The sequence below is a fragment of the Mycobacterium sp. NGS11 genome (genome assembly GCF_059813315.1).
The window spans coordinates 239,704-264,506 of record NZ_JCALEJ010000003.1 but is presented as its reverse complement, the minus strand read 5'-3'; the positions used below and the strand labels follow the sequence as shown (position 1 = coordinate 264,506).

At 66.7% G+C, this 24,803-nt stretch carries 30 protein-coding genes; 16 read left to right on the top strand and 14 right to left on the bottom strand.

The features are described from left to right. Positions 1-189: 189 nt before the first annotated feature. Entirely contained in the window at positions 190-450 is a 261-nt protein-coding gene (locus tag AC5Y4T_RS06210) for a hypothetical protein (protein ID WP_499952443.1), read from the bottom strand. Positions 451-620: 170 nt separating this feature from the next. On the opposite strand from AC5Y4T_RS06210, the gene AC5Y4T_RS06205 reads away from it, so the two are divergent. The 5 genes from AC5Y4T_RS06205 (at position 621) to AC5Y4T_RS06185 (ending at position 3,600) form a co-directional block, all read left to right on the top strand. After that, positions 621-1,049, top strand: coding sequence for a hypothetical protein (locus AC5Y4T_RS06205; RefSeq protein WP_499952442.1), 429 nt, complete (start codon positions 621-623; stop codon positions 1,047-1,049). 164 nt (positions 1,050-1,213) lie between these two features. After that, positions 1,214-2,377, top strand: a complete 1,164-nt coding sequence (locus AC5Y4T_RS06200) for an LLM class flavin-dependent oxidoreductase (protein WP_499952441.1) — start codon at positions 1,214-1,216, stop codon at positions 2,375-2,377. 106 nt (positions 2,378-2,483) lie between these two features. Beyond that, complete coding sequence (locus tag AC5Y4T_RS06195) at positions 2,484-2,774, top strand: GlsB/YeaQ/YmgE family stress response membrane protein (protein WP_499916425.1); 291 nt, start codon at positions 2,484-2,486, stop codon at positions 2,772-2,774. Positions 2,775-2,959: 185 nt separating this feature from the next. Further along, positions 2,960-3,148, top strand: coding sequence for a hypothetical protein (locus AC5Y4T_RS06190; RefSeq protein ID WP_499952440.1), 189 nt, complete (start codon positions 2,960-2,962; stop codon positions 3,146-3,148). 80 nt (positions 3,149-3,228) lie between these two features. Further along, complete coding sequence (locus AC5Y4T_RS06185; RefSeq protein ID WP_499950044.1) at positions 3,229-3,600, top strand: hypothetical protein; 372 nt, start codon at positions 3,229-3,231, stop codon at positions 3,598-3,600. 56 nt (positions 3,601-3,656) lie between these two features. On the opposite strand, the gene AC5Y4T_RS06180 is transcribed toward AC5Y4T_RS06185, so the two are convergent. Beyond that, positions 3,657-4,124 (bottom strand): SRPBCC family protein, encoded by a 468-nt coding sequence (locus tag AC5Y4T_RS06180; RefSeq protein WP_499952439.1) that lies wholly within the window; start codon positions 4,122-4,124, stop codon positions 3,657-3,659. A gap of 208 nt (positions 4,125-4,332) precedes the next feature. Between AC5Y4T_RS06180 and AC5Y4T_RS06175 the strand changes: the two genes are divergently transcribed. Next, the gene (locus AC5Y4T_RS06175) at positions 4,333-6,174 is read left to right on the top strand and encodes a fatty acyl-AMP ligase (RefSeq protein ID WP_499952438.1); all 1,842 of its coding nucleotides are present in this window, start codon (positions 4,333-4,335) and stop codon (positions 6,172-6,174) included. Positions 6,175-6,323: 149 nt separating this feature from the next. Then, positions 6,324-6,995: a hypothetical protein gene (locus AC5Y4T_RS06170; protein ID WP_499952437.1), complete on the top strand. Its 672-nt coding sequence runs from the start codon at positions 6,324-6,326 to the stop codon at positions 6,993-6,995. Positions 6,996-7,012: 17 nt separating this feature from the next. Here the strand turns inward: AC5Y4T_RS06170 and AC5Y4T_RS06165 are convergent, their stop codons facing one another. Beyond that, positions 7,013-7,783: an SDR family oxidoreductase gene (locus AC5Y4T_RS06165; protein ID WP_499916413.1), complete on the bottom strand. Its 771-nt coding sequence runs from the start codon at positions 7,781-7,783 to the stop codon at positions 7,013-7,015. Between the two features lie 58 nt (positions 7,784-7,841). Between AC5Y4T_RS06165 and AC5Y4T_RS06160 the strand changes: the two genes are divergently transcribed. After that, entirely contained in the window at positions 7,842-8,318 is a 477-nt protein-coding gene (locus AC5Y4T_RS06160) for a nuclear transport factor 2 family protein (protein ID WP_499916411.1), read from the top strand. 33 nt (positions 8,319-8,351) lie between these two features. On the opposite strand, the gene AC5Y4T_RS06155 is transcribed toward AC5Y4T_RS06160, so the two are convergent. Further along, a complete protein-coding gene (locus AC5Y4T_RS06155; protein WP_499952436.1) occupies positions 8,352-9,095 on the bottom strand; it encodes a DJ-1/PfpI family protein in 744 nt (247 codons plus the stop codon). A 17-nt stretch (positions 9,096-9,112) separates the two neighbouring features. Further along, the gene (locus tag AC5Y4T_RS06150) at positions 9,113-10,063 is read right to left on the bottom strand and encodes a GlxA family transcriptional regulator (protein WP_499952435.1); all 951 of its coding nucleotides are present in this window, start codon (positions 10,061-10,063) and stop codon (positions 9,113-9,115) included. A 110-nt stretch (positions 10,064-10,173) separates the two neighbouring features. On the opposite strand from AC5Y4T_RS06150, the gene tpx reads away from it, so the two are divergent. Further along, positions 10,174-10,668 carry a thiol peroxidase gene (gene tpx / locus AC5Y4T_RS06145; RefSeq protein WP_499916405.1) on the top strand — a complete coding sequence of 165 codons (495 nt, stop codon included), beginning with the start codon at positions 10,174-10,176 and terminating at the stop codon, positions 10,666-10,668. Between the two features lie 21 nt (positions 10,669-10,689). Here tpx and AC5Y4T_RS06140 read toward each other — a convergent pair whose 3' ends face one another. Both AC5Y4T_RS06140 and AC5Y4T_RS06135 read right to left on the bottom strand, forming a co-directional pair. Further along, complete coding sequence (locus AC5Y4T_RS06140) at positions 10,690-11,643, bottom strand: NAD(P)H-dependent flavin oxidoreductase (protein WP_499952434.1); 954 nt, start codon at positions 11,641-11,643, stop codon at positions 10,690-10,692. After that, positions 11,640-12,020, bottom strand: a complete 381-nt coding sequence (locus AC5Y4T_RS06135; RefSeq protein ID WP_499950031.1) for an NYN domain-containing protein — start codon at positions 12,018-12,020, stop codon at positions 11,640-11,642. Before AC5Y4T_RS06135 ends, AC5Y4T_RS06140 begins: the two co-directional genes overlap by 4 nt. A 76-nt stretch (positions 12,021-12,096) precedes the next feature. On the opposite strand from AC5Y4T_RS06135, the gene AC5Y4T_RS06130 reads away from it, so the two are divergent. The 3 genes from AC5Y4T_RS06130 (at position 12,097) to AC5Y4T_RS06120 (ending at position 15,831) form a co-directional block, all read left to right on the top strand. Then, positions 12,097-13,281, top strand: a complete 1,185-nt coding sequence (locus tag AC5Y4T_RS06130; protein ID WP_499952433.1) for an acyl-CoA dehydrogenase family protein — start codon at positions 12,097-12,099, stop codon at positions 13,279-13,281. A gap of 21 nt (positions 13,282-13,302) precedes the next feature. Beyond that, positions 13,303-14,202 carry an NAD-dependent epimerase/dehydratase family protein gene (locus tag AC5Y4T_RS06125; RefSeq protein WP_499916397.1) on the top strand — a complete coding sequence of 300 codons (900 nt, stop codon included), beginning with the start codon at positions 13,303-13,305 and terminating at the stop codon, positions 14,200-14,202. Positions 14,203-14,376: 174 nt separating this feature from the next. After that, positions 14,377-15,831: an aldehyde dehydrogenase family protein gene (locus AC5Y4T_RS06120; protein ID WP_499952432.1), complete on the top strand. Its 1,455-nt coding sequence runs from the start codon at positions 14,377-14,379 to the stop codon at positions 15,829-15,831. Between the two features lie 69 nt (positions 15,832-15,900). Here the strand turns inward: AC5Y4T_RS06120 and AC5Y4T_RS06115 are convergent, their stop codons facing one another. Beyond that, positions 15,901-16,155: a hypothetical protein gene (locus tag AC5Y4T_RS06115; RefSeq protein ID WP_499950025.1), complete on the bottom strand. Its 255-nt coding sequence runs from the start codon at positions 16,153-16,155 to the stop codon at positions 15,901-15,903. Between the two features lie 175 nt (positions 16,156-16,330). On the opposite strand from AC5Y4T_RS06115, the gene AC5Y4T_RS06110 reads away from it, so the two are divergent. Further along, positions 16,331-17,008: a hypothetical protein gene (locus tag AC5Y4T_RS06110; protein ID WP_499952431.1), complete on the top strand. Its 678-nt coding sequence runs from the start codon at positions 16,331-16,333 to the stop codon at positions 17,006-17,008. A 30-nt stretch (positions 17,009-17,038) separates the two neighbouring features. Continuing rightward, positions 17,039-17,881 carry a class I SAM-dependent methyltransferase gene (locus AC5Y4T_RS06105; RefSeq protein WP_499952430.1) on the top strand — a complete coding sequence of 281 codons (843 nt, stop codon included), beginning with the start codon at positions 17,039-17,041 and terminating at the stop codon, positions 17,879-17,881. Between the two features lie 29 nt (positions 17,882-17,910). On the opposite strand, the gene AC5Y4T_RS06100 is transcribed toward AC5Y4T_RS06105, so the two are convergent. Next, positions 17,911-18,759: a glycoside hydrolase family 16 protein gene (locus tag AC5Y4T_RS06100; RefSeq protein WP_499916388.1), complete on the bottom strand. Its 849-nt coding sequence runs from the start codon at positions 18,757-18,759 to the stop codon at positions 17,911-17,913. A gap of 249 nt (positions 18,760-19,008) precedes the next feature. Between AC5Y4T_RS06100 and AC5Y4T_RS06095 the strand changes: the two genes are divergently transcribed. After that, on the top strand, positions 19,009-19,224 hold the full coding sequence (locus tag AC5Y4T_RS06095) for a hypothetical protein (RefSeq protein ID WP_499952498.1): 216 nt from the start codon (positions 19,009-19,011) through the stop codon (positions 19,222-19,224). Positions 19,225-19,374: 150 nt separating this feature from the next. Here the strand turns inward: AC5Y4T_RS06095 and AC5Y4T_RS06090 are convergent, their stop codons facing one another. After that, positions 19,375-20,016: a carboxymuconolactone decarboxylase family protein gene (locus tag AC5Y4T_RS06090; protein ID WP_499916387.1), complete on the bottom strand. Its 642-nt coding sequence runs from the start codon at positions 20,014-20,016 to the stop codon at positions 19,375-19,377. Positions 20,017-20,067: 51 nt separating this feature from the next. Then, the gene (locus tag AC5Y4T_RS06085; protein ID WP_499952429.1) at positions 20,068-20,760 is read right to left on the bottom strand and encodes a cutinase family protein; all 693 of its coding nucleotides are present in this window, start codon (positions 20,758-20,760) and stop codon (positions 20,068-20,070) included. A gap of 125 nt (positions 20,761-20,885) precedes the next feature. Between AC5Y4T_RS06085 and AC5Y4T_RS06080 the strand changes: the two genes are divergently transcribed. Further along, entirely contained in the window at positions 20,886-21,548 is a 663-nt protein-coding gene (locus tag AC5Y4T_RS06080) for a class I SAM-dependent methyltransferase (protein ID WP_499952428.1), read from the top strand. Between the two features lie 4 nt (positions 21,549-21,552). Here AC5Y4T_RS06080 and mmpH read toward each other — a convergent pair whose 3' ends face one another. The 3 genes from mmpH to manT are packed head-to-tail and all read right to left on the bottom strand — an operon-like array spanning position 21,553 to position 24,618. Further along, positions 21,553-22,629, bottom strand: coding sequence for an MMP endo-(1,4)-3-O-methyl-alpha-D-mannosidase (gene mmpH / locus AC5Y4T_RS06075; protein ID WP_499952427.1), 1,077 nt, complete (start codon positions 22,627-22,629; stop codon positions 21,553-21,555). Continuing rightward, complete coding sequence (locus tag AC5Y4T_RS06070) at positions 22,616-23,374, bottom strand: class I SAM-dependent methyltransferase (protein WP_499952426.1); 759 nt, start codon at positions 23,372-23,374, stop codon at positions 22,616-22,618. The genes mmpH and AC5Y4T_RS06070 overlap by 14 nt, the downstream gene beginning before the upstream one ends. Continuing rightward, complete coding sequence (manT, locus tag AC5Y4T_RS06065; RefSeq protein ID WP_499952425.1) at positions 23,368-24,618, bottom strand: MMP alpha-(1->4)-mannosyltransferase; 1,251 nt, start codon at positions 24,616-24,618, stop codon at positions 23,368-23,370. Before manT ends, AC5Y4T_RS06070 begins: the two co-directional genes overlap by 7 nt. Between the last annotated feature and the right edge of the window lie 185 nt (positions 24,619-24,803).

Sequence of the window (24,803 nt, the reverse complement as noted above, 5' to 3'; positions counted from 1 at the left end):
CGGTCGCGCCGGCCCCGTCGACCGGCGTGGCCGCCACTGATCGGTCCTAGAACCGGCGTCGCCGTGCATCGGCACGTCGCCATGCCCCTGATTCGACCATGCCTGTGGCTGGGTGCTCGCCCTGCTTCGGTTCGCTTCCACACGCGATGCCAAGAATTTACCTAGCGGATAGTTGCTTAAGTGTAGGATTTAGCTTGTAACAAACTTGCGTTTAGATTTAACAAACGCCCCGAACAGAGAAGAGCGCCTGATGAGGACCACAATCAGGAACGCGTTAGCCGTGTTCGGCGGGACGGCGGCGGTTGGTTTGACGGTCGGATTCGGTGTCACCGGCGTTAGCCCGACGGGCGGCGCCTCGACGCCGGCGACGCATTCATCCTCCGGCGTCGCGACGATGCAGACTGGCGCGCCAGCGCCGGGCGTGCACGCCGCCACGCTCACCGGCTGCATTCCCGGAGCGAATTGCTAGCCAAGGACCGTTCGCAATGGCCCATCGCATCTGCGCAATGGGCCATCTTGTCTGCCGCGGTCTTGGCTCCTCAATCTGTTTGCGCGGTCGCGCCGTGGGGTAAGAAAAGGTGGGCGGCGCGAAGTGGCGCATGTGGAGATTGGGGGATCCGATGAGATCAGGACCGAGGACGACGGCCGCGCTATTCGGCGGTGCGGCGATGCTCGTGTTGTCGGTTGCCTGCGGCGGCGGCAATAAAGGTGGCCCGAGCACCACGACCACTCCGACCACCACCCCGTCGTCCAGCGTTGCGCCCTCCACTGCGCCCGGCGGCGGGGGTCAACCGGGCGGCCCGAACGGTGGCGGTGGTCAACCCGGCGGCGCGAACGGCGGTGGGGGACCCAACGGCGGCGGCGGCAGCATTCCGGGCGGCCCGACCGGTGGCGGTGGCCCCGGCGGTGGCGGTGGCAGCATTCCCGGCGGCCCGACCGGTGGCGGTGGCCCCGGCGGTGGCGGCGGCAGCATTCCCGGCGTCGGCGGCGGTGGCGGCGGACCGGGCGGCGGCGGCGGATGCATCGGCAACGTCTGCGGCGGTTACTGATCGGGCGAACCGCGTCTCGCGTCACTAGAAGACCTCAAGACTTGTTCGAATAGCCGGTGGGGCCGGGATCACCTGGCCCCATCGGCTGAACCCTTGTCTGGGCCTAGGGCCCAACCCGTTATCCGAGTTATGGTTCTCCGCAACTCGGATGCAAGGGGACGTCAATGTCGAAGCTCAGATTCGGATACTTCATCGCCCCGTTCCACCGTGCGGGCACCAACCCGACGCTGGCCTTGCAGCGGGATCTGCAGTTCATCGAGCACCTCGACGCCCTGGGTTTCGACGAAGTCTGGTTGGGTGAACACCATTCGGCCGGTAGCGAAATCATCAGTTCCCCAGAGGTTTTCATAGCTGCCGCCGCGGAACGGGCAAAACGCATCCGGTTCGGCACGGGGGTCATTTCGCTGTCGTATCACAATCCGCTCTGGGTCGCCGACCGGCTGATGTTGCTGGATCACCTGACGCACGGCCGCATTATCGGCGGTGTGGGGCCAGGCTCGCTGCCCAGCGACTCGTCCATGATCGGCCTTACCCCGACCGACACCCGCGAGCTCCTGGAAACCAACCTCGACATCGTCGTGCGGTTGCTGGCCGGCGAGACGGTCAGCGCCAAAACCGCCACCCATCAGCTCTTCGACGCCAAGCTGCAGCTTGCCCCATACTCCGACGGCGGGATCCCGCTGTCGGTCGCCGCGGTCGCGTCACCGACGGGTGCGCGGCTGGCCGGCAAGCACGGCATCGGCCTGCTGTCCATCGGGGCGACCCTGACCGTCGAAGGATTCAATGCGCTGTCCTACCACTGGGGCATCGTCGAGGAGCGCGCCGCGGCCTTCGGCACGCAGGTCGACCGCAACAATTGGAGCCTGGTCGGTTTGTTCCACCTCGCCGAGACCGAGAAGCAGGCGCGCGAAGAGGTCAAGTTCGGCATCGAGCCGTGGTTTCGCTACTTCCAGAAGGTGGCGGCCTTCCCGCAGATGACGATGCCCGGAGACCAGCTCGACGAAATGATCGACGTCATCAATGAGAACGGGGCGGGCGTCATCGGTACGCCGGAGCGAGCGCGCGAACAGGTGCAGCGGTTGTGGGATCAGTCCGGCGGCTTCGGCTGCATGCTGCAGATGGGCCACGAGTGGGCTAACCCCGCCGCCACCCGACGGTCGGCCGAACTGTTCGCCGCCGAAGTCATGCCACATTTCCAGGGCCAGGCGCAGCCGACGCTGGATGCCGCCGCGCGTGCCGGTCAGGCTCGGGATGCCTTGGCCCAGTCGCAGTTAGACGCCGTGGCGCACATGACCGAGAAGTATGAAAGCGAAAAAGCGTCCCAGTAACGAAGTCCGGCCCGTTCAACCTGTGTGTTATATGTCGCCCGGTTCAGGGAACCCCTAGTCGAAGGTGGGGCCTACACCGGGCACCGTTACGACAGGAGTTCCAGCAATGATCGGGTCAATAGTTCTCGCCATCGTTGTGGGTGCGCTCATCGGCTTGATTGCGCGTCTCCTCATGCCGGGCAAGCAAGACATCGGCATGATCATGACCATCGCGCTCGGCGCCCTCGGTGGCCTGATCGGTTCATGGGTGGCCAGCCAGTTCGGCTACCACAACGCCAACGGCGGAATCGCTTGGGTTCCATTTCTGATCGGGATCGGTGCTGCCATCGTCCTCATCGCGCTCTGGGAAACCGTGCGGGGCCGCCGCGCCCGCCGTGCCGGGTTGCTTCGCCGGTAACCGGCTGAGGGTCAAGGGGACCGGCGCTCGAGACGCCACGCTTGACCATGTGGTCGGCGCGTAAAGGGATCGCTGCGGTGATTCCGGTGCTCCGTGCGCTTAAGAACCATTCCAGCTGGGTAAACCCGAGAAAGCGTGGCGACCATCGCTCTGGAGGGACCGGCCTCATGTTAAGGCAACACGCGATGCGTGACATCGACAAGGATCTGCAGGCGGTGGCGGCCATCCGCCTGGCGGCTCTTCGCCGCGCGGCTCGAGCTCAACAGCGGCAGCGGTGCGATCCGTTGCCACCCGCCGGCGTTGCAAATGTCGCGCGGGGTGAACATCTGTCGGCGCACTCCGGTTGGGAATTTCTCCTTCAGGTGCCCGCCTGAATCGACATCGCCGGCGGCTTCATATCGAGGCGACAGCCAGGGCCCAGCGGGTAGCTAAGGACGTGGCGCATAGTTGAAGGGTGACCACCGACCTCCCTCATTCCACGATCGGCGGCGCGCGCCGTCGGCTGTTACCGTGCCTCATTCTCGCGGCTGCCGCGACGGTGGCCCTGCCGGCTTGGTACGTGGCGCAGCCCCTGGCCGCCGAGACCTCGGTGGCATCGGGATCGGTGCGGCTGACGGACATGGCCCTTTCACCCCAGCCGGATCGCACCGGGGGCTTCGCGGCCGATGGCGACGACGATCAAGCCCAGCTGCAGCAGCAGCTCAATCAGCAGCAGTTGCAGCAGTCCATGCAGCAAGCCCAAGAACAAAACGACGAGGCCGAGCAGCAGTTCAATCGGGACATGCAGCAGCAACAAACCTACGAGAACCAGTTCAACAACCCGTAAGCGTGATCGAAGCGTGGCGGCCGCTCGGCGCCGCCGTCATGCGCCCTGCCGGAAAGCTATCGCCCGCCTTGGGATTCGCGCTCGGCCGCCTTCACCAGCCGGCTCGCGAAGAACCGAACCGCTCCGCCCATGGCGGCGCGCATCAGCGGGCCCGTCCCGCGAACGCCTTCGGTGAACGCGCCGGTCCAGCGGATGTCGGTTCCGCCCGTCGCGTTAGGCGTAAGGACCACCTCGCCGGTGTAGTCCTTGACCGGGGCTGAGGGCCCCACCAGCTTGTAGGCGTGGCGACGGTCCGGCTCGTACTCGAGCGTCTCCTCCTGCACGTAGACCGGCCACATGCCCACCTTGCGGATCGCCCCGACGCCGCCCGGCGCGGGATCGCCCTGGCGGGCCCAACTCGAGTGCATGACGATCGGCTTGGCCCACTGCGACCAGTTGGCGCCGTCGGCCACCAACCGGAACACCGTCGCGGGTGGCGCGCTGCTGGTGCGGTTGACTTCAAAGGAATAGTTGCGGCCCGGCATGACAACTCCTGGTGGTAGCGGACGGACGGCCCTGGACGCCGCTCGCCGGTAGGGTACCGCCCGGGCTGGGCGTCGGCGGGGCCGGGTGAAGCGCCGCCATCCCGGGCTGATCGAACGTCTGACGGAATCGTCGAATGCGCCCGCCGCTCTTGACATTTGCCGATTCGCCGCAGCGAGACGGTCGCATCGGCCTGCCTAGACTGCAGTTATGGATCGCGATTCCCGGCACGACGGCCCGGATGGCCTACTTCGGATCGAGGACTGCCTGGACGCGGCGGGCCGGATCGTGCTGCCGCCCGGGGTCAACCTGATATCGCTGATCGACCGCAACATCGCGAACGTCGGTGACACCGTGGCGTATCGCTATCTCGACTACAGCCGTTCGGCCGGCGGAGATGCCGAAGAGGTGACGTGGAGCCGGTTCGGGGTCCGGCTGGAAGCCATTGGTGCGCGCATCCAGCAAGCCGCCAGTCGTGGTGAGCGCGTTGCGGTCCTCGCGCCGCAGGGCATCGACTACGTCGCCGGCTTCTACGCGGCGATCAAGGCCGGAACCATCGCGGTCCCGTTATTCGCTCCTGAGCTGCCGGGGCACGCCGAACGGCTCGATACCGCGCTGCGCGATTCCGCGCCGACCCTCGTACTCACGACGACAACCGCGCGAGAGGCGGTGCAGAAGTTTCTGGACGGCCACCCGCACCTGCGCCGGCCGCGCGTGATCGAGATCGACGCGATACCCGACTCGGCCGGGCAGTCGTTCGTGCCTGCCGAGCTCGGCATGGACGACGTCTCGCATCTGCAGTACACGTCAGGCTCGACCCGGCCGCCGGTCGGTGTTGAAATCACCCACCGCGCGGTGGGCACCAATCTGGTGCAGATGATCCTGTCCATCGACCTGCTGGACCGAAACACCCACGGCGTCAGCTGGCTTCCGCTCTACCACGACATGGGCCTGTCGATGATCGGCTTCCCGGCCGTCTACGGCGGCCACTCCACGCTGATGTCGCCGACCGCGTTCGTTCGCCGGCCCCAGCGATGGATCCAGGCCCTGTCCGATGGGTCGCGGCAGGGCAACGTCGTCACCGCCGCGCCGAACTTCGCTTACGAGTGGGCCGCGCAGCGCGGCCTGCCCAGCCGCGGTGACGACATCGATCTGCGCAACGTGGTGATGATCATCGGCTCCGAACCCGTCAGCATCGACGCGATCAGGACCTTCAACAAGGCATTTGAACCGTACGGGTTGCCCAAGACCGCGTTCAAACCCTCATACGGGATCGCCGAGGCAACGTTGTTCGTCGCCACCATCGCCCCCAGCGCCGAGGCGACGGCCGTGTACTTCGACTCGGAACGGCTGGGCGCTGGGCACGCGGTGCCCGTCGACGCGGATTCCCCCAACGCCGTGGCACAGGTGTCGTGCGGCCAAGTCGCGCGCAGCGAATGGGCCGTCATCGTCGACGCCGCAAGCGGGTCGGAATTGCCGGACGGCGAGGTCGGCGAAATCTGGTTGCAGGGCAACAACGTCGGCCGCGGCTACTGGGGTCTGCCGGACGAAACGCGGCGGGCATTCGGCGCCGTGCTGCGATCGCGGCTCGCCGACGGCAGCCATGCGGAAGCCGCCGGACCCGACCGCGCCTGGCTGCGCACCGGCGACTTGGGCGTGTATCTCGACGGTGAGCTGTACGTGACCGGCCGGCTCGCGGACCTGGTGACGATCGACGGCCGCAACCACTACCCGCAACACATCGAGGCCACCGTCGCCGAAGCGTCCGAGATCGTGCGGCGCGGATACGTCACGGCGTTTTCCGTGCCGGACGGCGATGCGCCGGATGCCGCCCGGCTCGTCGTCGTCGCCGAACGCGCCGCGGGCACCAGCCGTCAGGATCCACAGCCGGCGATCGACTCAATCCGCGCAGCGGTCGCGCAGCGGCACGGTCTGACCGTGTCAGACGTGCGCCTGCTGCCCGCCGGTGCCATCCCACGAACCACCAGCGGCAAGCTCGCCCGCCGGGCCTGCCGAGCGGAATACCTCGGCGGTACCCTGGGCGTCCGCTGATCTGGACGCCGAACGATGAACCGGCTCGGCTTTCGCCTCTGGAGCGATCCGCGCGAACCGGCCTTGCGGCGGGCATTGTTTCGCGATGGGCTCGGGGACGCCCACAGAGTTGACCGAACGCCCGCGATGCTTGGTGGCATCCTGGCCGTGTGGGCTTGCTATTCCGGTTGGCGGAGCTGTTGATCGTGCTCCTGCCGCTGACGGGCGCGATCGTCGCCGCCGTGCGCGCATTCGGCCGACGGCGCACCGACGGGCAATCGCAGGAGGTCCGCCGAACGCGACCACCCGACCCGCCCGCCCCCGACGGTGCCGGTGTCAGTCAGGCGGCCCAGTGGCGCTCGGTCCGACGAGTGCTCGACGAGCACGGCCGCACCGATGCACGCTGGCTCGAATACGAGCTCGACGTCGCCAAGCTGCTGGACTTTCCGCTGATGACCGACATGCGCGACGCAAACACCATCGCGTTCCACAAAGCCAAGCTGCGGGCCGATTTCCTGCGCCCCGTCAAGGCCGAGGATCTGCTCGACGACCGCGACGGTGCTGCGCAATACATGGCCGCTGTCGAGGACTACGTCACGGCATTCAACGCTGCCGAGGCCGAAGCGATCCGCAGGCGCCGCAACGATTTCTCCCGGGCGGATCAGCAGCGAATCGCGCGGGCGCAGAGCCTGTTACGAGTCGCGGCCGACCCCGCGGCGGCGGCGCACGAACGCCAGCGCGCATACGATGTGGCCCGCAACGAACTCGACGGCCTGCTGGTGCTGCCGTCCGCGACGCAGGCGAACCTCGAGCGCGGGATCTCCGGCGAGCTGGAGCGATAGGCGACGCAGGGCGTGAGCTACGGGCAGGTGTATCCGCCGTCGATCACGACGTCAGAACCCGTCATATAGCTGGACGCCTCGCTGGCCAGATAGACGTACAAGCCGATGAGCTCTTCGGGCCGGCCGATGCGGCCCAGCGGTATCTTCGGCTCCCATTGGCGGTGATACTCCGTCAACGGCTCGACGAGCTCGGTCAGGATGTAGCCGGGGCTGACGCTGTTGACCCGAATGTTGTGCGGCGCCAACTCGACTGCCATCGCCTTGGTCATGTGGATGACGGCCGCCTTGGACGTGCAGTAGTGGCCGACCTGTTGTGGCACGTTGACGATGCTGCCCGACATCGAGGCGGTGTTGATGATGACACCGCCGCGGCCCTGGGCCACCATCGCCCGGCCCGCCGCCTGCGCGGTCAGGAACACGCCGGTCACGTTGGTGTCTTGGATGCGCTGGAATTCCCCGGGCGACATCTCCAGCATCGGCGCGACCGTGATGATGCCGGCGTTGCACACGGCGACGTCGATGCCGCCCAGCTCAGCGACCACCCGATCCACCATGCTGCTCACCTGTTCGGGCCGGGTCACGTCGCATCGGATCGGCACCACCTTCCCGGCACCGTCCGCCGCCAGCCCGTCGGCGACGTCGTGCAGGGCCCCGACATTGCGGGCCGCGATGGCCACGTCGGCGCCGGCTTGGGCGTAGGCCTGGGCCACCTTCCTGCCGATACCGCTGGACGCCCCGGTGACCAACGCCCGCTTACCGCGCAGGCTGAACAAGTCCATGACGTTCATCCGAGATCCCCATTCATACGAGCGACCCAAAACCGAAACACGTTCTAGTGTGTCCGCTATGGGCAAATTCAGCAGGGCAGAAATCGATAACGCCGTCGATAACTACACCAAAGTCGTCGAAGGGTGCAGCGCCTCGGGCGACTGGCGACCGTTTGCGGATCTGTTCACCGAGGACGTCGTCTACACCGAGCACCACTACGGCGTCTTTCACGGGCGCGAAGCGGTCCGCGACTGGATCGTCGCGGTGATGGCGCCGTTCCCGCACATGCGTTTTCCCAATGACTGGGTCGCCCATGACGACGACAACGACGCCGTCGTCGTCATGATCAAGAACCTCCTGGACCATCCGACCGACCCGAAGGGTCAACCGTTCTGGTTCCCGAATTGGACCCGGCTGGTTTACGCGGGCGACGGGCTGTTCTCCAGCGAGGAAGACATCTACAACCCCGACCGCGACGCTCCCGGCGTCGTTGCGGCCTGGATGCAGGCCGGCGGGCAGCTCGCCACGACGGAGATCCTGCAGCCCGGCGCTTGACGCCTCTGGCGGCGATAGCGCTCTGCTGACTACCTACGGTGTGCGGGCAGCGACACGCGCGCGCGTCCGCCGCGATCGGACCTTGCCCAGCGCCTGCTCCCAGGCGAGCAGGGTCGTGGCTTTCACGTTGGCGGGTTTCACACTGTCGCGGGAGAGCAGCGCCGTCGCGGCGGCCTTCGTGGTCGCCGAGGCCTTCGACGTGTGACCCGAGTCGAACGGCGGCTGCGGGTCGTATTCGAGCGCGAGTTGAATCGCCTTCGCGCGGGATTCGCCGCCGATCCGTGCGGCCAGCCACAGCGCGAGGTCGAGCCCGGCGGACACGCCCGCACAGGTGACGATGTCGTCCTGATGCACGATCCGCTCGTCGGCCACGGGAACCGCGCCGAATGCCTTCAGCGCGGGAACGGTCAGCCAGTGCGACGTCGCACGGCGGCCCTCGAGCAGGCCGGCCGCCGCCAGGATCACCGATCCCGAGCACACGGACGTCGTCCAGCTCGCGCTCTGGTGGGCCCGCCGCAACCAGTCGAGCAGCGCCTCGTCGCGGGCGTGAACCGGCGTCGATGGACCCCCTGGGACGAGAATCACGTCGGGGGAAGGGGTTTCGGCCAGTGAGTGCGTCGCGCCGATGACCAGCACGCCGGAATCGGCGGTGATCGGCCCGGCTTCGTGCCACACGAAGCGCACGTCGGCACCGGGCAAATTGCGCAGCACCTCGTACGGACCGATCATGTCCAGCGCGGTGAATCCCGGATAGGCCACGATGGCGATTTGGGTCATTGAGAGTCCTTTCGGTGTCAGGCGAAGGCCTTGCGGTATTGGTCGGGCGAGATGCCTACGCGGCGAAGGAAATTGCGTCGCATGGTTTCCGCCGTGCCGAAGCCACACCGGGCCGCGATCGCGACGACGGTGTCGTCGGTCTCCTCGAGTTGCCGGCGGGCGGCTTCGGTGCGGATGCGTTCGACGTATTGGCCGGGCGCCTCGCCGATTTCGGCGGTGAACACCCGGGTGAAGTGGCGCGGGCTCATCGCGGCACGGCGAGCCAGATCCTCGACGCTGTGCGGGCCGCCCGGCTCGGCCTCGATGGTCTCCTGCACGTCGCGGATCGAGTCCCTCCTGGCCCGCGGCATCCAGACCGGCGCCGCGAACTGCGTCTGCCCGCCCGGCCGGCGCAGATACAGCACGAGCCAGCGCGCGACCGTCTGCGCGAGCTCGGTGTCATGATCGTCCTCGATCAGCGCGAGCGTGAGGTCGATGCCCGCGGTGACGCCCGCGGCGGTCCATACGGTCTCCGAACTCCGCACGAAGATCGGATCGGCATCGACGTCGATGGCGGGGAATTCATCGGCCAACCGGTCGGCGAAGGCCCAGTGGGTGGTCACCCGTTGCCCGTCCAACAGGCCCGCCTCGGCCGCGAGAAACGCGCCGGTGCATACCGTCACGATGCGCCGGGCGTGTGTGGCGACGGTCTTGATCCAGGCGACCAGCTCGGCGTCGGCACGGGCGGCGTCGACACCGGCGCCCCCGGGCAGCACGACCGTGTCGATCCGGTCGTCCGGCTCCGGTAACGGGGAGGCCACGAAGGACAGGCCGGTGGCCGTCCGCACCGGCTGCCCGGCGACCGACGCCATCACGACCTCGTAGCCGCCGCCCGTCAGCAGCGATGCGCCCGTGAAGACGTCATAAGGTCCCACCACGTCGAGCGCCTGCACGCCGGGAAAGCCGACGATCACGACTTTGCGCGCCATGGATTCAGTGTTGGGCACGCCGGGGTGCGTCGTCTACGCCATGTATCCCACCAATTAGGACATGGGACCTGCCCCACCGCGGTCGCGGCGGCCTTGGCAGACTGTTGCCCATGGCACAGATAACGTTGCGTGGAAACCCGATCAACACTGTCGGCGAGCTGCCTGCCGTCGGATCCAAAGCCCCGGCCTTCAGTCTGGTCGGCGGCGATCTGGCCCCGGTGAGCAGCGAGCAATTCGGCGGTAAGCCCTTGGTGCTCAACATCTTTCCGTCTATCGACACACCGGTGTGCGCCACCAGCGTGCGCACCTTCAACGAGCGCGCCGCGGGTGGCGGGGCGACCGTGGTGAACGTCTCGAAGGACCTGCCGTTCGCGCAGGCGCGCTTCTGTGGCGCCGAGGGCATCGAGAACGTCAAGAGCGGTTCGGCATTCCGCGACAGCTTCGGCGAGGACTACGGGGTCACCATCACGGACGGTCCGATGGCGGGCTTGCTCGCCCGGGCCATCGTGGTGATCGGCGCCGACGGCAATGTCTCCTACACCGAACTGGTGCCCGAGATCGCGCAGGAGCCCAACTACGACGCGGCGCTGGCGGCGGCGAGCTGATCGCCCCCTGGGCGGCCTGAGCTAGGGCTGGCCCACTCGCGTTGAGGTGGCCGCCAGCACCTCGCGGCAGCCGGTCCACATCTCCTTGATGATGTCGGCGGCCGGCGGCAGATCTCGAATGCGGCCGGCCACCTGACCGGTGTTGGCGACACTGGCGTCCAGGTCGCCGTCGAAGTAGAGCCGCTGCACGCGTTGTAGTGCCGCGGCGCCCTCTGCGGCAGACGTCGCGGCGTCAAGCCGCTCGGCGGCGGGCGTACGGATGACACGCATCATCCGGGTGCCGTCGAGGGGGAGCATCACCGTGCCGGTCTCGTCGGCGTCGACGACCGCCTGCTTGAGGTTGCCGTGCACCGGCGAGTCCGCCGACGCGAGCAGCCGGGTGCCCATCTGCACCCCTTCGGCGCCGAGAACAAAAGCGGCCGCCATGGACCGCGCGTCGCAGATCCCTCCGGCGGCCACGATCGGGATGTCGACGTGGGCCGCCACCAACGGCAGCAGCACCATGGTGGACGCCCCGAACCGGTTCTTGAACCCGCCTCCTTCGACGCCCTCGACCACCAGCCCGTCCACGCCGGCGTCGACGGCCTTCTTGGCCGCGGCCAGGGTGCCCACCACGTGAAACACCGTGATGCCCGCGTCGTGGAGCCGCTCGGTGAACACCGATGGGCTGCCCGCCGACGTGGTCACGAACCGAATGCCGTTGGCGACAAGCAATTCCACCATTGCCGGGTCACGGTTGAACAGCAAGGCGATGTTCGCGCCGACCGCCCCGTCGGTCAGCTCGCGCACCCGCCGCAGGTCGGCTCGCCCCTGGTCCGAGGTGGTCTCGATGACGCCCAACGCACCGGCGTTCGACACCGCAGCGGCCAGCCGGGCCCCGGCGATATACGTCATCGGCGCCTGGATGATCGGGATGTCGATCTGTGCAAGCGCGCAGACCCGGTTGGGTGCGCCGCCAGGGCTGCCGGCGGTCATCGGTGCCGCGGATCGATGAGGTCGCGGAAGCTTTCCGACGGGTGGACGGAGGCGCCGAAACTCCGCACCCGTTCGGTCAACGCTCTGTCGGATGTCACGACCCGAATGTCGTGCGGCGCAGCGGCGGCCGCGACGAGGCGGACGATCTCGTCGTCGGCCGAATTCGCGGCCGCCCTGGGTGCGTGCGCGACCTCGACCACCGATGATGTGATGGCCGTCGACGGGGGTCGCTCAAAAACCACTGTCACGGTTTCTCCTTGGCCCGACGCCCATCGATCCAGTCTTTCCACCAATGCGACCATGGCACCGTTGCGGTCCTTCCACCAGCCATCGGGACGACTTCCGATCACATTCATGCCGTCGACAATCCACCGCACCACCACACCGTAAACGACGCGGCGCGGCAGGTGATTTCCATTCTTAAAGCCGTCGGTGGTTGATACGGTCACCCTCATGACCTCGATCGCCGGCACCGCAGACCGGGTTGTCGCGCTGGCCCGCGGTATGCGAGAGCTGGTGCGCGCCGAAGCCGCCCAATCCGAGCGGATGCGCACCCTCACGCCGGCGATCGTCGATGCGATGTGGTCCAGCGGGCTGATGTCGGCGTTCAACCCGGTCGTGGCCGGGGGTGTCGAGCCGTCGTTCACCGAGATGATCGAGACCTGGATCGAAATGGCATGGCAGGACGGGTCGTTCGGCTGGATAGGGATCGCCAATCTGCCGTCGTCCTTCGCCGCGGCGGCGTATCTGCCCGACGAGGGCTTCGCCGAAGTGTTCACCGCGCACGACAACCGGGTCACGATGGGCGGCCAGTTCTTCCCCAACGGACAAGGCGCCGCCGTCGACGGCGGCTACCTGGTGACCGGCGCGTGGAACTTCGGTTCGGGCATCGGTCACTCCGAATACATTGCGGCCGGCTTCATGCCGATGGACGACGGCCAGATGCGCTGGATCAGCGAGGGTTTCCCCGAGATGCGGGTGGCCGTGATTCCGCGGGCGGAGATCAGTTTCAACGACGGCTGGTTCGTGCAGGGGCTGAAGGGAACCGGTTCCTATGACTACAGCGCGCAGGAGGTGTTCGTTCCCGAGAGCCGCACGTTCGAACTGTTCGTGCGTCAGCCCTACCGGGGGACGTCGCCGGCCACCCGGATGGGGCTGATGCCGGTGACCGCCGCCGGGCACGCGTCGTGGGCGCTGGGCGTGGCCAAGAGCATGCTCGACGACGTCCAAGAGTTGGCCGCGACGAAGTTCCGCATGAGCGACATGGCGTCGCTGGCCAGCCGCCCCACCTTCCAGAAGGCCTTGGCGCATCACCGCGCCGCCTGGCGCGCGGCTCGGCTCCTGGTCCTCGACGCGTTCACCACCGCCGAGGCCGCGGTGGAGTCGGGGGAGGACCTGACACCGGCGCTGCGTGCGGACATGCGGGTGGCCGCCGTCTACGCCACCGACACGGCCCGTGGCTGCGCCGAGTGGGCGCATCTGGCCGCCGGGACCAGTTCGATCCGCGAAGGCAGCCGGCTGGAACGCGCCTTCCGGGACATCTACACCGGAACCCAGCACGCCTTCATCAGCGAGAAAGTCGCCATCGACGTCGCGCAGATCTGGCTGGGCATCATCGAAGACCAGCCCGGGCTGTAGGTACTGGCTACCATTGCGCGCATGCGTGGCTCAAAAATCCTGATCACCGGCCCGACCGGTCAAATCGCCACCCCCATCGCCCGGGCGCTCGCCGCCGACAACGAGGTCTGGGGAATCGCCCGTTTCACCGACCCCGCCGCGCGGGAAGGCCTCGAAAAGGCCGGGATTCGCTGCGAGAAGGTGAATCTCGCGGCCGGCGACTTCACGGCCCTGCCAACGGATTTCGACTATGTCCTCAACTTGGCGGTGGCCAAGAGCGGAAGCTGGGACAAGGACCTGGCGGCCAACGCCGAGTCGGTCGGCCTGCTGATGGCCCACTGCCGCAACGCAAAAGCCTTCCTGCATTGCTCGTCGGCCGCCGTGTACGACCCGCCGGGCGACGACCCCCGCAGCGAGCGGTCCGCCCTCGGCGACAACCACAAGCCGCTGTTTCCCACCTACTCGATCTCCAAGATCGCCGGCGAGGTGGTCGCGCGATCGGTGGCGCGCATCGTCGGCGTGCCCACCACGATTGCCCGGCTCAACGTCCCCTACGGCGACAACGGCGGATGGCCGTTCTATCACATGGAGATGATGCTGGGCGACATCCCGATTCCCGTCCCACCCGGTGAGCCCGCCCGCTACAACCCGATTCACGAGGACGACATCATCGCGACCATTCCCAAGCTGCTCGAGGTCGCGTCCGTTCCAGCGACCACGGTCAATTGGTGCGGCGACCAGACGGTCAGCCTGCAGGAGTGGTGCGACTACCTCGGCTCACTCGTCGGCAAGGAGCCGATCTTCGAGGCGAGCGAACAAGCGCTGCGCGGCAACCCCACCACGATCGACCGTATGCACGAACTCATCGGCGGCACCTCGGTCGACTGGCGCGACGGAATCCGCCGCATGGCGGCGAAATTTCACCCGGAGCTCGTCGCATAGACGCGCCGACCATCGACTTGTGTTGCCGATTTCTTGAAGTAGTCCCCGACGACTCGACGTTCGGCGGCCGAGCCGATCGTGCTTGACCAGCCGTGTGCACAATGCTAAGCAAGTGCTCAGCACTGAGCGCATGGGGCGCCGGGGCGCCACGACTGGCAATACGAAAGGGATCAGATGACGGTGCAGGCGGTACTGGACGACATTCGCAAGCGCCCCGGAACGGGTGACGTCATCTCGGTCATCGATCCCGCCACCGAGGAGACCATCACCGAATTCACCGACTGCGGGCAAGAGGCGGTCGACGAGGCCGCCGCGCGGGCGAAGGCGACGTTCGAGTCGGGGATCTGGTCAGAGCTTCCGGGCCGCGAGCGAGCCAAGATCCTGTGGCGGATCGGGGAGTTGATCGACGAACACGCCGAGGAGTTCGCCCAGCTCGACTCGCTCAACACCGGCATGCCGCTGCTGCAGGCACAGTTGCAGATGTCGACCTGTTCGGAGTTCTTCCGCTACTACGCCGGCTGGTGTTCGAAGATCAACGGTGTCGCGTACGACGTCAAGACCGACGGCATCGCGACCGACAACTACGTCAACATGCACGCCTACACGCTCAAAGAGCCGTACAGCGTGGTCGGCCTGATCTTCCCGTGGAACGGCCCGATCTTCAACGCCAGCGCGAAGCTTGCCCCGGCCCTGGCCGCGGGCGGCAGCCTGCTCGTCAAACCGGCCGAGGAGACGCCGCTGTCGGCGCTGCTGTTGGACCGACTCGTCCACGAGGCCGGCGTGCCCGAGGGGGTGGTCAACCTGTTGACCGGCTACGGCCACACCGCGGGCGCCGCGATCACCGCACACCCCGATGTGCAGAAGGTCGCCTTCACCGGCTCGACCGAGGTCGGCAAGGAGATCGTGCGGGCTTCGGCGGACAACCTGAAGAAGGTCACGCTCGAACTCGGCGGGAAATCGCCGGTGCTGATCTTCGACGACGCGAACCTGGACAACGCCATCATGATGGCGTCGCTGGGCATCTTCGTGCACTCCGGCCAGGGCTGCGTGTGCGGGTCGCGCATCTTCGCCCAGCGCGGTGTCTACGACCGGGTCGTGGAAGGCATTGCGATGATGGCGAATTCGTTCAAGCTGGGCGCCCCCAGCGAGGAGGGCTGCGTCAGCGGGCCGCTGATCAGTCAGAAGCAGCTGACCCGGGTCATGGGCTTCATCGACGAGGGCAAGAAAGACGGCGTGGAGGTGGTCACCGGCGGCCACCGGCTGGACCGCAAGGGCTACTTCGTCCACCCGACGGTGCTTACCAACGTCGACACCAGCATGCGGCTGTACCAACAGGAGATCTTCGGTCCGGTGGTCACCATCCTGCCGTTCGACGACGAGGACGAGGCCGTGGCGCTGGCCAACGACACCACCTACGGCCTGGCCGCCACCGCATGGACGGAGAACCTCGGCCGGGCCCACCGCATCATGCGGCGACTGCAGGCCGGCAGCGTCCAGGTCAACTGCCAGCTGGTCTTCGACCACGATGTGCCGTTCGGCGGGTACAAGCAGTCCGGCTGGGGTCACGAGTTCGGTAAAGAGGGCCTCGAGATCTACCTGAAGACGAAGTCGGTGTGGGCCCAGCTCTAAACCTGTTGTCGCACAAGGAAAGTCCCGGACCGACCAGGTCCGGGACTGCTCCGATGCCCGTCGGACGTGTCAAGATCCCTTGCGGTAGCGAGTGAGGAACCCGACGGAGGCCACCGCGGCGACGGTGCCGATCACGGCCCACAGCACCAGCTGGAAGGCCATCGCGCCGAAAAACCAGCCGAAAGTCATTCCGATATAAAGCATCCAGATCACCCGGTAAAAGCTCCAGACCGCCAGTAGGCCGGTGCTGATCCCGATGTACAGGCTCCGTTGGCGATCGACGCGGTTGATCTGTTCTTGGATGCTGGTCGGCACGATGTTCATTGCTGTCTTCCTTTCCTGGGGCGCCGCCTTGAGTGGCGGCGTCGTTGCGGTAAGTACAGAGCCGCAAGGCGGCTACCGATCCCAATCGGCTGCCGCCGACCGCACCGCCGATTCCGCGCCGCAACCCTCGCGTGCGCTCTACGCTGCACAGGGGGCCTGGAGAAGGGTTGCCTCGATGAACATGCCCCGCGTGGCCCTAATCTGGGTCGCCCTGCTGACTGCGCTGATCGCAACCTCGTCGGGCGGCCCCGCGGGCGCCGACCCGCCGTCCACCGAGGTGATCACCGTGATGGCCGTCGGGCCTGGCGGCGAAGCGATGAACGGCTACAAGGTCGCATCCGGACCGGGCAACGTCGGGCGGGCCGACAACTGCTCGCAACCGTCGCCGTCGGCGGTTGAAGACAACGTCTACTACTGTTCGCCGAGCGCGGCCGGAGCCGGCACCTGCTGGCCCTCAACCCCGGGATCTCTTCTGTGCGTTGACGATCCGTGGGACATGCGGATGCACCGGGTGATGTTCGACGGCCAGCTTCCGCCCGTGCATCCGACGGCCAATCCGGACCCGTTCGCGCTCGCCCTCGACGACGGGACGCACTGCCTGCTGCGCAACGGCGGCGCGTGGGGTGGGCGTGCCGACGGATACGTCGGCGTCTACGGTTGCGGCGGCAGCGGCGGGAGCGACCCTGCCGTGTTGTGGCTGCCCAGCCAGGGCGCAGGAACCTGCATCGACCGCTCATCGCCGGTGTGGACCGTCAAAGTCGGTCGCCTGGGCGCGCCCGACGCCGTCCTTGCACCGCCTGCAACCCGCGCGGTAACGGCCGCCTGGTTCGCCGGCGGCAGGGCCGGGCAGTAGGGCGGCGCCGGTACTGCTATAACGCAACGTATGTCTGGTCCATCGCACACCATTACCCATGTTTCCGATACGGCCCGGTGGACGGCGTTACACAGGGCAACCGAATCGGCCCGCCCCGATGCGCTGTTCCGTGACCCGCTCGCGGAACGCCTCGCCGGTGAACACGGCCGCGCGATCGTCGACAACTTTCCCCGATCCGATCGCAACGGCTGGTGGCTGGTCGCACGCACCAAGCTGATCGACGACGCCATCGCCGACGCTCTCGCGCACGGCTGCGATCGCGTGCTGAATCTGGCCGCCGGCCTGGACACCAGGCCCTACCGCCTAGAGCTCCCGTCCGAGCTCACCTGGATCGAGGCCGATCTGCCCAAGCTGCTCGCGGAGAAGACGCAAGCGCTCACCGACCAAACCCCCCACTGCCGACTGACCCGGACTGCCGTCGACCTCGCCGACCCGCAGGCCCGAGACGCGTTTCTCAACGACGCGCTGGACGGCGCGACGAAGGCCTTCGTGCTGACCGAGGGATTGTCGATGTACCTGGAGACCTCCGACATCGCGGCGCTTTCGGGTGCGATCCAGCGACCCGAGGTCACCTGGTGGATGCTCGATTTCGCCTTTCCCGGGCTGAAAAGGAGAATCAACAAGAACGTCGCGGGAATTTCGCAGAACGCGCCGTTCAAATTCGCTCCCGAGAACGGGCTGGCCTTCTTCGAAGACCTGGGCTGGCGGACCGTCGAAGCCGAATCGGTGCTCGAGACCGCCAACAAGCTCCACCGCTTACCCGTCTTGATGCGGCCACTCACGTGGCGACGATCGGATTTGCGCCGGCCAGGCCGCAAACCCACGTCTGCGGTCGCCCTGCTGACCCACTAGAGGCTTACGCGCTTACCCCGCAGCGATACCTACCAGACGCGGATCCAGTCAACGAGCATGTCGGCGGGGTAGCTGCCCGACCCGGGATCGCCGCCGCCGGAACCGGCCACCGCCAAGTTGAACACCGGGTACACCGTGTAACCCGCTCCGTTGAAGGGCCAATCCGGCAGCGAGCTCGCCGGCACGTCGAAGTAGGGCGCGGCGCCGTCGACATAGTCCTTCCAGAAGCGGATGCCGGCCTGATCCCATTGGCAGCGCCAGGTGTGCCAGGCACTGTCCACCGCGATGTTGTGGGTCTTCCACTCGCCGCCGTTGGCTTTGGCGTGCACGGTGGTTGCCGACGGCCAACTGCCGTTGCCGTACCACTCCATGACGTCGATCTCGCCCTGATCGTCATTGCCCAGCCAGTAGGCCGGCCACGCGCCGGCGGTGAGGCAGTTCAGCTTGATCCGGGTTTCCCAGGTGTGGCCGACGCCGCCGCGCCACAGGCTCTGCACCTTGCCGCTGAAGTAGGTGGGGCCATCCTTGGCCGCGCGCAGGACGAGGTTGGAATTGCCGTCCAGGAACACGTTGCGGCGATCGTCGCGGTACTGCCCGATGTGCTCTGGCAGCTCCCAGTAGGTGGGATCTTTGATCGTCTCGCGGGCTTTGGCCACCGCCCACTTGGAAGCGTCGGGCGCCGAGCCGGCCGGACCGTCGAACTCGTCGGAAAAGATGTAGGACCCGGCCTGGCCGCTGGGGGCGGCGGGGGGCGGTATCCGCCCGGCAGGCTCATCCTGTCGGGACGGGTAGGCCCAGGCCTTCGGCCCTGGCAGCGCGGCCGCCAGCACTCCGATCCCGGTTGTCAGGATCATGCGGCGGCGATCGATCTCCGGCATAAGCAAGGGACCCTAGCAGCCAACCCTGCCTGAGGTTAAAACGGGAATTCTGTCGGTGCCCGTCGCTATGGTTCTGATTGCGGTCGGACCAGCAGGGACGACAGCACGGCAGTGGCAACGGATTACGCTCGCAAATTCACGGCCAATTCTCATCTTGACAGATGGTTTGGTCTCAGGATACGGCGGGCATTCTGGAATCACGATCCGATAACCACACTGTTGTAGCTTTTGCGGGTGGTACTGAGAGGAGTGACGATCGTGGCAAATACACCAGAAGGCACGGTTATATTCCTTCACTCCCATCCGGCCTGGATCGCCGCGCAGCGGCGGGAACGCGAACGTAATGACGCAGTGCGGCGTCATCCTTCATTTCGCGCCCGTCAGCGCGCCGCAGCCTCTGGTAACCCGGTCGTTCCGATGGTCCGCAATTTGAAGGTTTACTCCAGCGGCAATACGCCCGCCTGAATTCGCCACTAAATTGCGGCGGTCCACAATCCCGCCGCACTTACCCCCACTCGCGAGCAATCAACGGATCGCCGGCCGGATAGGCCTCGAATATCTAGCGGGCTCGATGTCGAGCTGTGTCAGCTCCGCACGGCGGCCGACCCGCCCATGTCAGTCACTTCCGGATGTCGCGGCGCCGATGTCAAGGACACCGCCGCCATTCGGGTCGTCGATCTCGACGACCGGGTCGTCGACATCGTCGAATTCCAGCCGCAATGCGCGGGACATGATGGCGTGCATTACGTACATGGTGGTGGTGTAAGTGAATTCGAGTATCTCGGTGTCGGTGAAGACCTCACGTAACTGAGCGAACAACCGCTCGGGTACCCGACCATGTTGGCCCGCAAGGCAATCCGCGTACGCCAGCAATAACCTCTCGGTGTGATCGAAACAGTCGGCGGTCTCCCACGACGGTATTGCCGCAATTTTCTCCTCGGACAATCCCGCCGACCGGCACGCTTTGCAGTGCTGCGAGAACACGAATTGACTGCCGACCACCCAGCCCGCCCGGATCTGGCCCAATTCCCGGTGATCGGCCCGGATGGAGACCTCTTCGCGATAGAGGCGGAAGCCGCGGACGGCATGGCGCAGGGCGGCGGGTGACTGCGCCATCACCGTCCACCAATTGCCGGGGGTGCCACCGATGGTGCCCGGCTCGGCCACCGGATCACGATCGCCGAACATGAAGTCATACATCTTCAGCGTGAATTCGTCGCCGACGTCACTCCGCGGGATCGGCTTCAGACGCGGCATTGCGTCTCCTCTCGGCTGGCGGCGAGATCGTGCAAGCGTTGCCCAACTCGCTCAGAGCTTGCTGGCGACGAAGTCCGCCGCCTGGTTGGCCATGCCCGCGTCGATGTAGGCGCCCGCGAGGTGCTGTGGCCAGTTTTCCTTCCAGGTGTTCGGGTCGGCCGGGTTGCAGACGGGATCCGCGCCGTGGCACAACTCGATGGTCCGGTCGTTGTAGGTCGGGTTGAAGTTGGTGATCGGACCGACCCACTGGCTTCCGTTGCCGAACAGCGCGACGGCGGCGATGTGCTGATCGGCGCCGGGCGGCAACGGGCTGTCGAACCCGAACGCGCCGATGGGCGCCGCCAGCACGACGTCGGTGACGGCCGCGCCCAGCGAGTATCCGCCCAGCACCAGTCGGGTGTCGGGGCAACTGTTGATCATTTCCTGGACGTGGTGGCTCATGTTGTTGGCACCCTGGGCGACCTCGGTGTCGGCCGGATACTGCACGGCGTACACGCCAACGGTCCGGTTCACCTTGTTGCGCACATCGCTGATGAACGCGTTCCCCAGCACGCCTGGGCCGGGTGATTCGTTACGGCCGCGGGCGAACACGATCTGGACCGGCGGGCAGTTGGCGGCCGCGGCCGATGGGACCGGCCCCGGCACCCCGGGGGGAAGCACCGCGGCGGGCAGCATCAGGGCGGCCGCGGCCGTGACCGCGGCGAGGCCAACATCAGCAAAGTTGCGGAGAAGCAAGGCGCGCACGCAGATGATGGTAGAGCGAACCCGCTCCGCGCGCTGGGGAGCCGGTGCACAGACCGCAGGTGATCGCTCACCGCGAACACCGACCACGGCGCCGGCGGTGTCCGGCGAGACGATAGGTTCAGCTGATGAGTCACGTCGACGCGAATGCGCCCGAGCGCTTGTTCGCGCTGGCCGAACAGGTCCAAGGTTTCATGCCGGCCGACGAGGGGCAGGCGCTGTACGACGCGGCGCTGCAGTACCTCGGGGGCGGAATCGGCGTCGAGATCGGCACGTACTGCGGCAAATCCACCCTTTTGCTGGGCGCAGCGGCGCAACAAACCGGCAGCGTGCTCTACACGGTCGACCACCATCACGGCTCCGAGGAGCACCAGGCCGGGTGGGAATATCACGACGCGTCGATGGTGGACGACGTGACGGGATTGTTCGACACGTTGCCGACGTTTCGTCGTGCGCTCGACACCGCCCGACTGGACGACCACGTCGTCGCGATCGTCGGCAAGTCACCGCTGGTGGCGCGGGCATGGCGCGCACCGCTGCAGTTTCTGTTCATCGACGGCGGCCACAGCGAAGCGGCCGCGAACCAGGACTTCGACGGCTGGGCCAAGTGGGTCGACACCGGTGGGGCACTGGTCATCCACGACGTGTTTCCCGACCCGAAGGACGGCGGGCGGCCACCGTATTACATCTACTGTCGCGCACTCGATTCCGGGCAGTTCCGGGAGGTATCAGCGACGGGATCGCTGAGGTTGCTCGAACGTGTCAGCGGCCGGCCGGGGGGACAGGTCTAGCGAGTCACCGGCCTGGGCCGGTGCCGACGCATTCGCAATCGAAGTCGGTCTGCAGGCCCAACGGCAGCTCGTCGCCGCGGAAGATTCCCGCGCCGCCAGTCGTGTTCGACAGGGCGTCCGCCGCCAGGATCATCGCCGCGCCAGTCCAGGTGGTGCGCTCCTCGGGCCAGCGCTTGCCGTCGGCGAAAACCAGTCCCGTCCAATACGATCCGTCGTCTTCGCGAAGATGCTGCATCGCGGCGAACTGCCGGTGCGCATCTGCGTGGTGTCCGATCGCGTCCAGCGCCATCACCAGCTCGCAGGTTTCGGCACCGGTCACCCACGGACGATCGCCGACACACCGGATGCCCAGGCCGTCGACCACGAACGCTTCCCACCGCTGCCTGATGCGCGCGGCCGCCGCCGGCCCGCGCAGTGCGCTACCGAGGATGGGGTAGTACCAGTCCATCGAGTAGCGGTCCTTTTCGGTGAACGCCTCGGGGTGCGCGGAGATGGCATGACCCAGGCGGCCCAGCGCCAACTCCCACTCCGGCTGCGGGTCTCCGACCAGAGCTGCCAAGGCGAGCGCGCATCGGATGCTGTGGAAAATGCTGGAGCATCCGGTCAGCAACGCTTCCGGCAGCACACCGGATTCGCTGCGCGCCCAACCGATCTCGCCATAGCCGACTTGCATGTCGATGACGAAGTCGATCGCTTTGTGCACCACCGGCCACATCTCGATCCCGAACGACTCATCACCGGTAACCAGCACGTGATGCCACACACCGGCGCCGATGTACGCGCAGAAGTTGCTGTCGCTGTTGGCGTCTTCGACGGCGCCGGCGCGAAACTGGATGGGCCACGAGCCATCGGGACGCTGCGTGTGGCGGCTCCACTCGAAGGCCGCGCGCGCCGGCTCCAGCAGTCCGGCGGTAGTGAGCGCCATGGCGCACTCGATGTGGTCCCATGGATCGGTGTGCCCGCCCTCGAACCAGGGAATGGCGCCCGATGGTTCTTGTGCGGCGGCGATAGAACGCGCGGTCTGTCGGCATTGTTCGGGAGTCAGGACACCCGGAACTGCGGGCGGGTTAGACCGATGCAACTGAATACTCTTCAGTCACTTGGCTTTTCGCCTCCTGCCGTTTGACGAAGTACATGGCTACGCTCTTGCCCACCAGCGGATTGAGTAGCGACTCCGCCAGCTGGGTGACCTTTGGCCGCTGCATCAGGTCCCACACCAGCAGCTTGTGGTAGGCGGTGACCGCACGGTGGTCGGCGTTCCGCACACCGACAGCGCATTTGAGCCACCAGAAGGGGGAGTGCAGCGCGTGGGCGTGGTGGGTGTGCGTCAATTCCATTCCGCCGTCGGAGATCTTGCCGCGCAATTCACTGGCACGGTAGATGCGTACGTGGCCGCCCTCGTTGCTGTGGTACTCGTCGGACAGCATCCAGCACACCTGCTCGGGCAGCCACCGCGGTACGCTGACGGCCAGCGTGCCACCGACTTTGAGCACCCTGATGAGCTCGGCGATCGCCACGTCATCCTGAGGAATGTGCTCCAGGATCTCCGACGCGATGACGCAGTCGAACGTCTGGTCGGCGTAGGGCAACTTCAGCGCGTCACCGACGACCACCGTCGCAGACGCCCCAGCGGGTGCCTCGCCGGTTTCGGCCATCGCGCGCAGGATGGTGTCCACCGAACGCAATTCGGCCTCGTCATGATCGAAGGCGACGACGTCGGCGCCACGCCGATACGCCTCGAAGGCATGCCGGCCGGCTCCGCATCCGACGTCGATGACCTTGGTCGACGGTCCGATCCCGAGCCGGTCGAAATCGACGGTCAGCATGACGCTCCGCTCTGCGCGCTGCGTGCGATCGCCCGCTCGTAGACCCGCACGGTCTGAGCGGCCACGGCTTCCCAGCTGAAGACGTTGACGGCACGAGCGCGGCCCGCCTTGCCGAGGCTGCGGCGCTTTTCCGGGGAGTCGAGCAGTTCACCGAGCGCGCTGGTCAGCGCATCCACGTCGGCGGGCGGTACCAGTTCGGCGCAGGCACCGTCCGTCCCAAGGACTTCCGGCAGCGCTCCGACCCGGCTGGCGACGATCGGGGTGCCACTGGCCATGGCTTCCACCGCGGGCAGCGAAAACCCCTCGTAAAGCGAGGGAATGCAGGCCACTTCCGCGGACGCGAACAAGGCGGCCAACTCGGCGTCGGACAGCCCGCTGGTGATGTGCACGATGTCGGAGATCCCGAGTTCGGCGATGAGTTTGTGGGTCGGGCCATTCGGCTCCACCTTGGCGACCAACCGCAACTCGAGGTCCCGGACAGTGCGCAACCGGGCGACCGCCTGCAGCAGGGTGCGGACGCCCTTCAGCGGGGTATCCGCGCTGGCGATCGCGATGATGCGCCCGGGCTCGCGGGGACCGGAACCCGGTTTGAACAGCTCGGTGTTGACCCCCAGCGGGACGACATGGAGTTGCTCCGGTTCGACGCCGAAGTCGGCGATGATGTCCGCGGCCGACGATGACGAGACGGTCAACAGGTCGGGGATGTGCCGGGCGACCTCCTGCTGCATGTCCAAGAACCCATACCAACGGCGCACCAACGGCTTTCGCCACCATCGTGCGGCGGCCAGGTCCAGCACCCGATCGCGGGTGATCGGGTGGTGCACGGTGGCGACGACGGGAAGCCCCGCCTCGGCGATGCTGAGCAGTCCGGTGCCCAGGCTCTGATTGTCGTGTACGACGTCGAAATCCGTTGTCCGCTGGGCAAGTAACCGCGCGGCCCGCATCGTGAACGTCCGCGGTTCGGGAAATCCCGCGGTCCAGGTGGTGAGCAATTCCAGGAGGTCGATGGAGTCTCTAATCTCGCTGGGCCGCGGCACCCGGAAAGGGTCCGGTTCCCGGTACAGATCAAGGCTCGGCACCTCGGTGAGCCGGACCCGCGGATCGAGCAGGTCAGGATACGGCTGCCCGGAAAACACCTCGACGTCGTGACCGAGTTCGACCAGGCCGTGGCTGAGATGGCGCACGTACACGCCCTGTCCGCCGCAATGGGTCTTACTACGGTAGGACAGCAGGGCAATTCGCATACTCAACTCTTCTTTGCTGGAAAATGACCGCGGATTGGCGCCGAATACATCGCGGTCAACGGGCTCCCGAACTCCGTGACAGCAAATTGGACATGTGTCCAGACTATAGTTCGATCACCTAATCGAGCGCAACGAGGCCGAGATCCGCCGTCCCGCGAGCAGGCGACCTCCGGGATGTCCGACAC

Coding starts and splice junctions, on each gene's coding strand:
- AC5Y4T_RS06210 (WP_499952443.1), bottom strand. CDS start 450: ATGCAGCCGGTGAGCGTGGCGGCGTGCACGCCCGGCGCTGGCGCGCCA.
- AC5Y4T_RS06205 (WP_499952442.1), top strand. CDS start 621: ATGAGATCAGGACCGAGGACGACGGCCGCGCTATTCGGCGGTGCGGCG.
- AC5Y4T_RS06200 (WP_499952441.1), top strand. CDS start 1,214: ATGTCGAAGCTCAGATTCGGATACTTCATCGCCCCGTTCCACCGTGCG.
- AC5Y4T_RS06195 (WP_499916425.1), top strand. CDS start 2,484: ATGATCGGGTCAATAGTTCTCGCCATCGTTGTGGGTGCGCTCATCGGC.
- AC5Y4T_RS06190 (WP_499952440.1), top strand. CDS start 2,960: ATGCGTGACATCGACAAGGATCTGCAGGCGGTGGCGGCCATCCGCCTG.
- AC5Y4T_RS06180 (WP_499952439.1), bottom strand. CDS start 4,124: ATGCCGGGCCGCAACTATTCCTTTGAAGTCAACCGCACCAGCAGCGCG.
- AC5Y4T_RS06175 (WP_499952438.1), top strand. CDS start 4,333: ATGGATCGCGATTCCCGGCACGACGGCCCGGATGGCCTACTTCGGATC.
- AC5Y4T_RS06165 (WP_499916413.1), bottom strand. CDS start 7,783: ATGAACGTCATGGACTTGTTCAGCCTGCGCGGTAAGCGGGCGTTGGTC.
- AC5Y4T_RS06160 (WP_499916411.1), top strand. CDS start 7,842: ATGGGCAAATTCAGCAGGGCAGAAATCGATAACGCCGTCGATAACTAC.
- AC5Y4T_RS06155 (WP_499952436.1), bottom strand. CDS start 9,095: ATGACCCAAATCGCCATCGTGGCCTATCCGGGATTCACCGCGCTGGAC.
- AC5Y4T_RS06150 (WP_499952435.1), bottom strand. CDS start 10,063: ATGGCGCGCAAAGTCGTGATCGTCGGCTTTCCCGGCGTGCAGGCGCTC.
- tpx (WP_499916405.1), top strand. CDS start 10,174: ATGGCACAGATAACGTTGCGTGGAAACCCGATCAACACTGTCGGCGAG.
- AC5Y4T_RS06140 (WP_499952434.1), bottom strand. CDS start 11,643: ATGACCGCCGGCAGCCCTGGCGGCGCACCCAACCGGGTCTGCGCGCTT.
- AC5Y4T_RS06130 (WP_499952433.1), top strand. CDS start 12,097: ATGACCTCGATCGCCGGCACCGCAGACCGGGTTGTCGCGCTGGCCCGC.
- AC5Y4T_RS06125 (WP_499916397.1), top strand. CDS start 13,303: ATGCGTGGCTCAAAAATCCTGATCACCGGCCCGACCGGTCAAATCGCC.
- AC5Y4T_RS06120 (WP_499952432.1), top strand. CDS start 14,377: ATGACGGTGCAGGCGGTACTGGACGACATTCGCAAGCGCCCCGGAACG.
- AC5Y4T_RS06115 (WP_499950025.1), bottom strand. CDS start 16,155: ATGAACATCGTGCCGACCAGCATCCAAGAACAGATCAACCGCGTCGAT.
- AC5Y4T_RS06110 (WP_499952431.1), top strand. CDS start 16,331: ATGAACATGCCCCGCGTGGCCCTAATCTGGGTCGCCCTGCTGACTGCG.
- AC5Y4T_RS06105 (WP_499952430.1), top strand. CDS start 17,039: ATGTCTGGTCCATCGCACACCATTACCCATGTTTCCGATACGGCCCGG.
- AC5Y4T_RS06100 (WP_499916388.1), bottom strand. CDS start 18,759: ATGCCGGAGATCGATCGCCGCCGCATGATCCTGACAACCGGGATCGGA.
- AC5Y4T_RS06090 (WP_499916387.1), bottom strand. CDS start 20,016: ATGCCGCGTCTGAAGCCGATCCCGCGGAGTGACGTCGGCGACGAATTC.
- AC5Y4T_RS06080 (WP_499952428.1), top strand. CDS start 20,886: ATGAGTCACGTCGACGCGAATGCGCCCGAGCGCTTGTTCGCGCTGGCC.
- AC5Y4T_RS06070 (WP_499952426.1), bottom strand. CDS start 23,374: ATGCTGACCGTCGATTTCGACCGGCTCGGGATCGGACCGTCGACCAAG.
- manT (WP_499952425.1), bottom strand. CDS start 24,618: ATGCGAATTGCCCTGCTGTCCTACCGTAGTAAGACCCATTGCGGCGGA.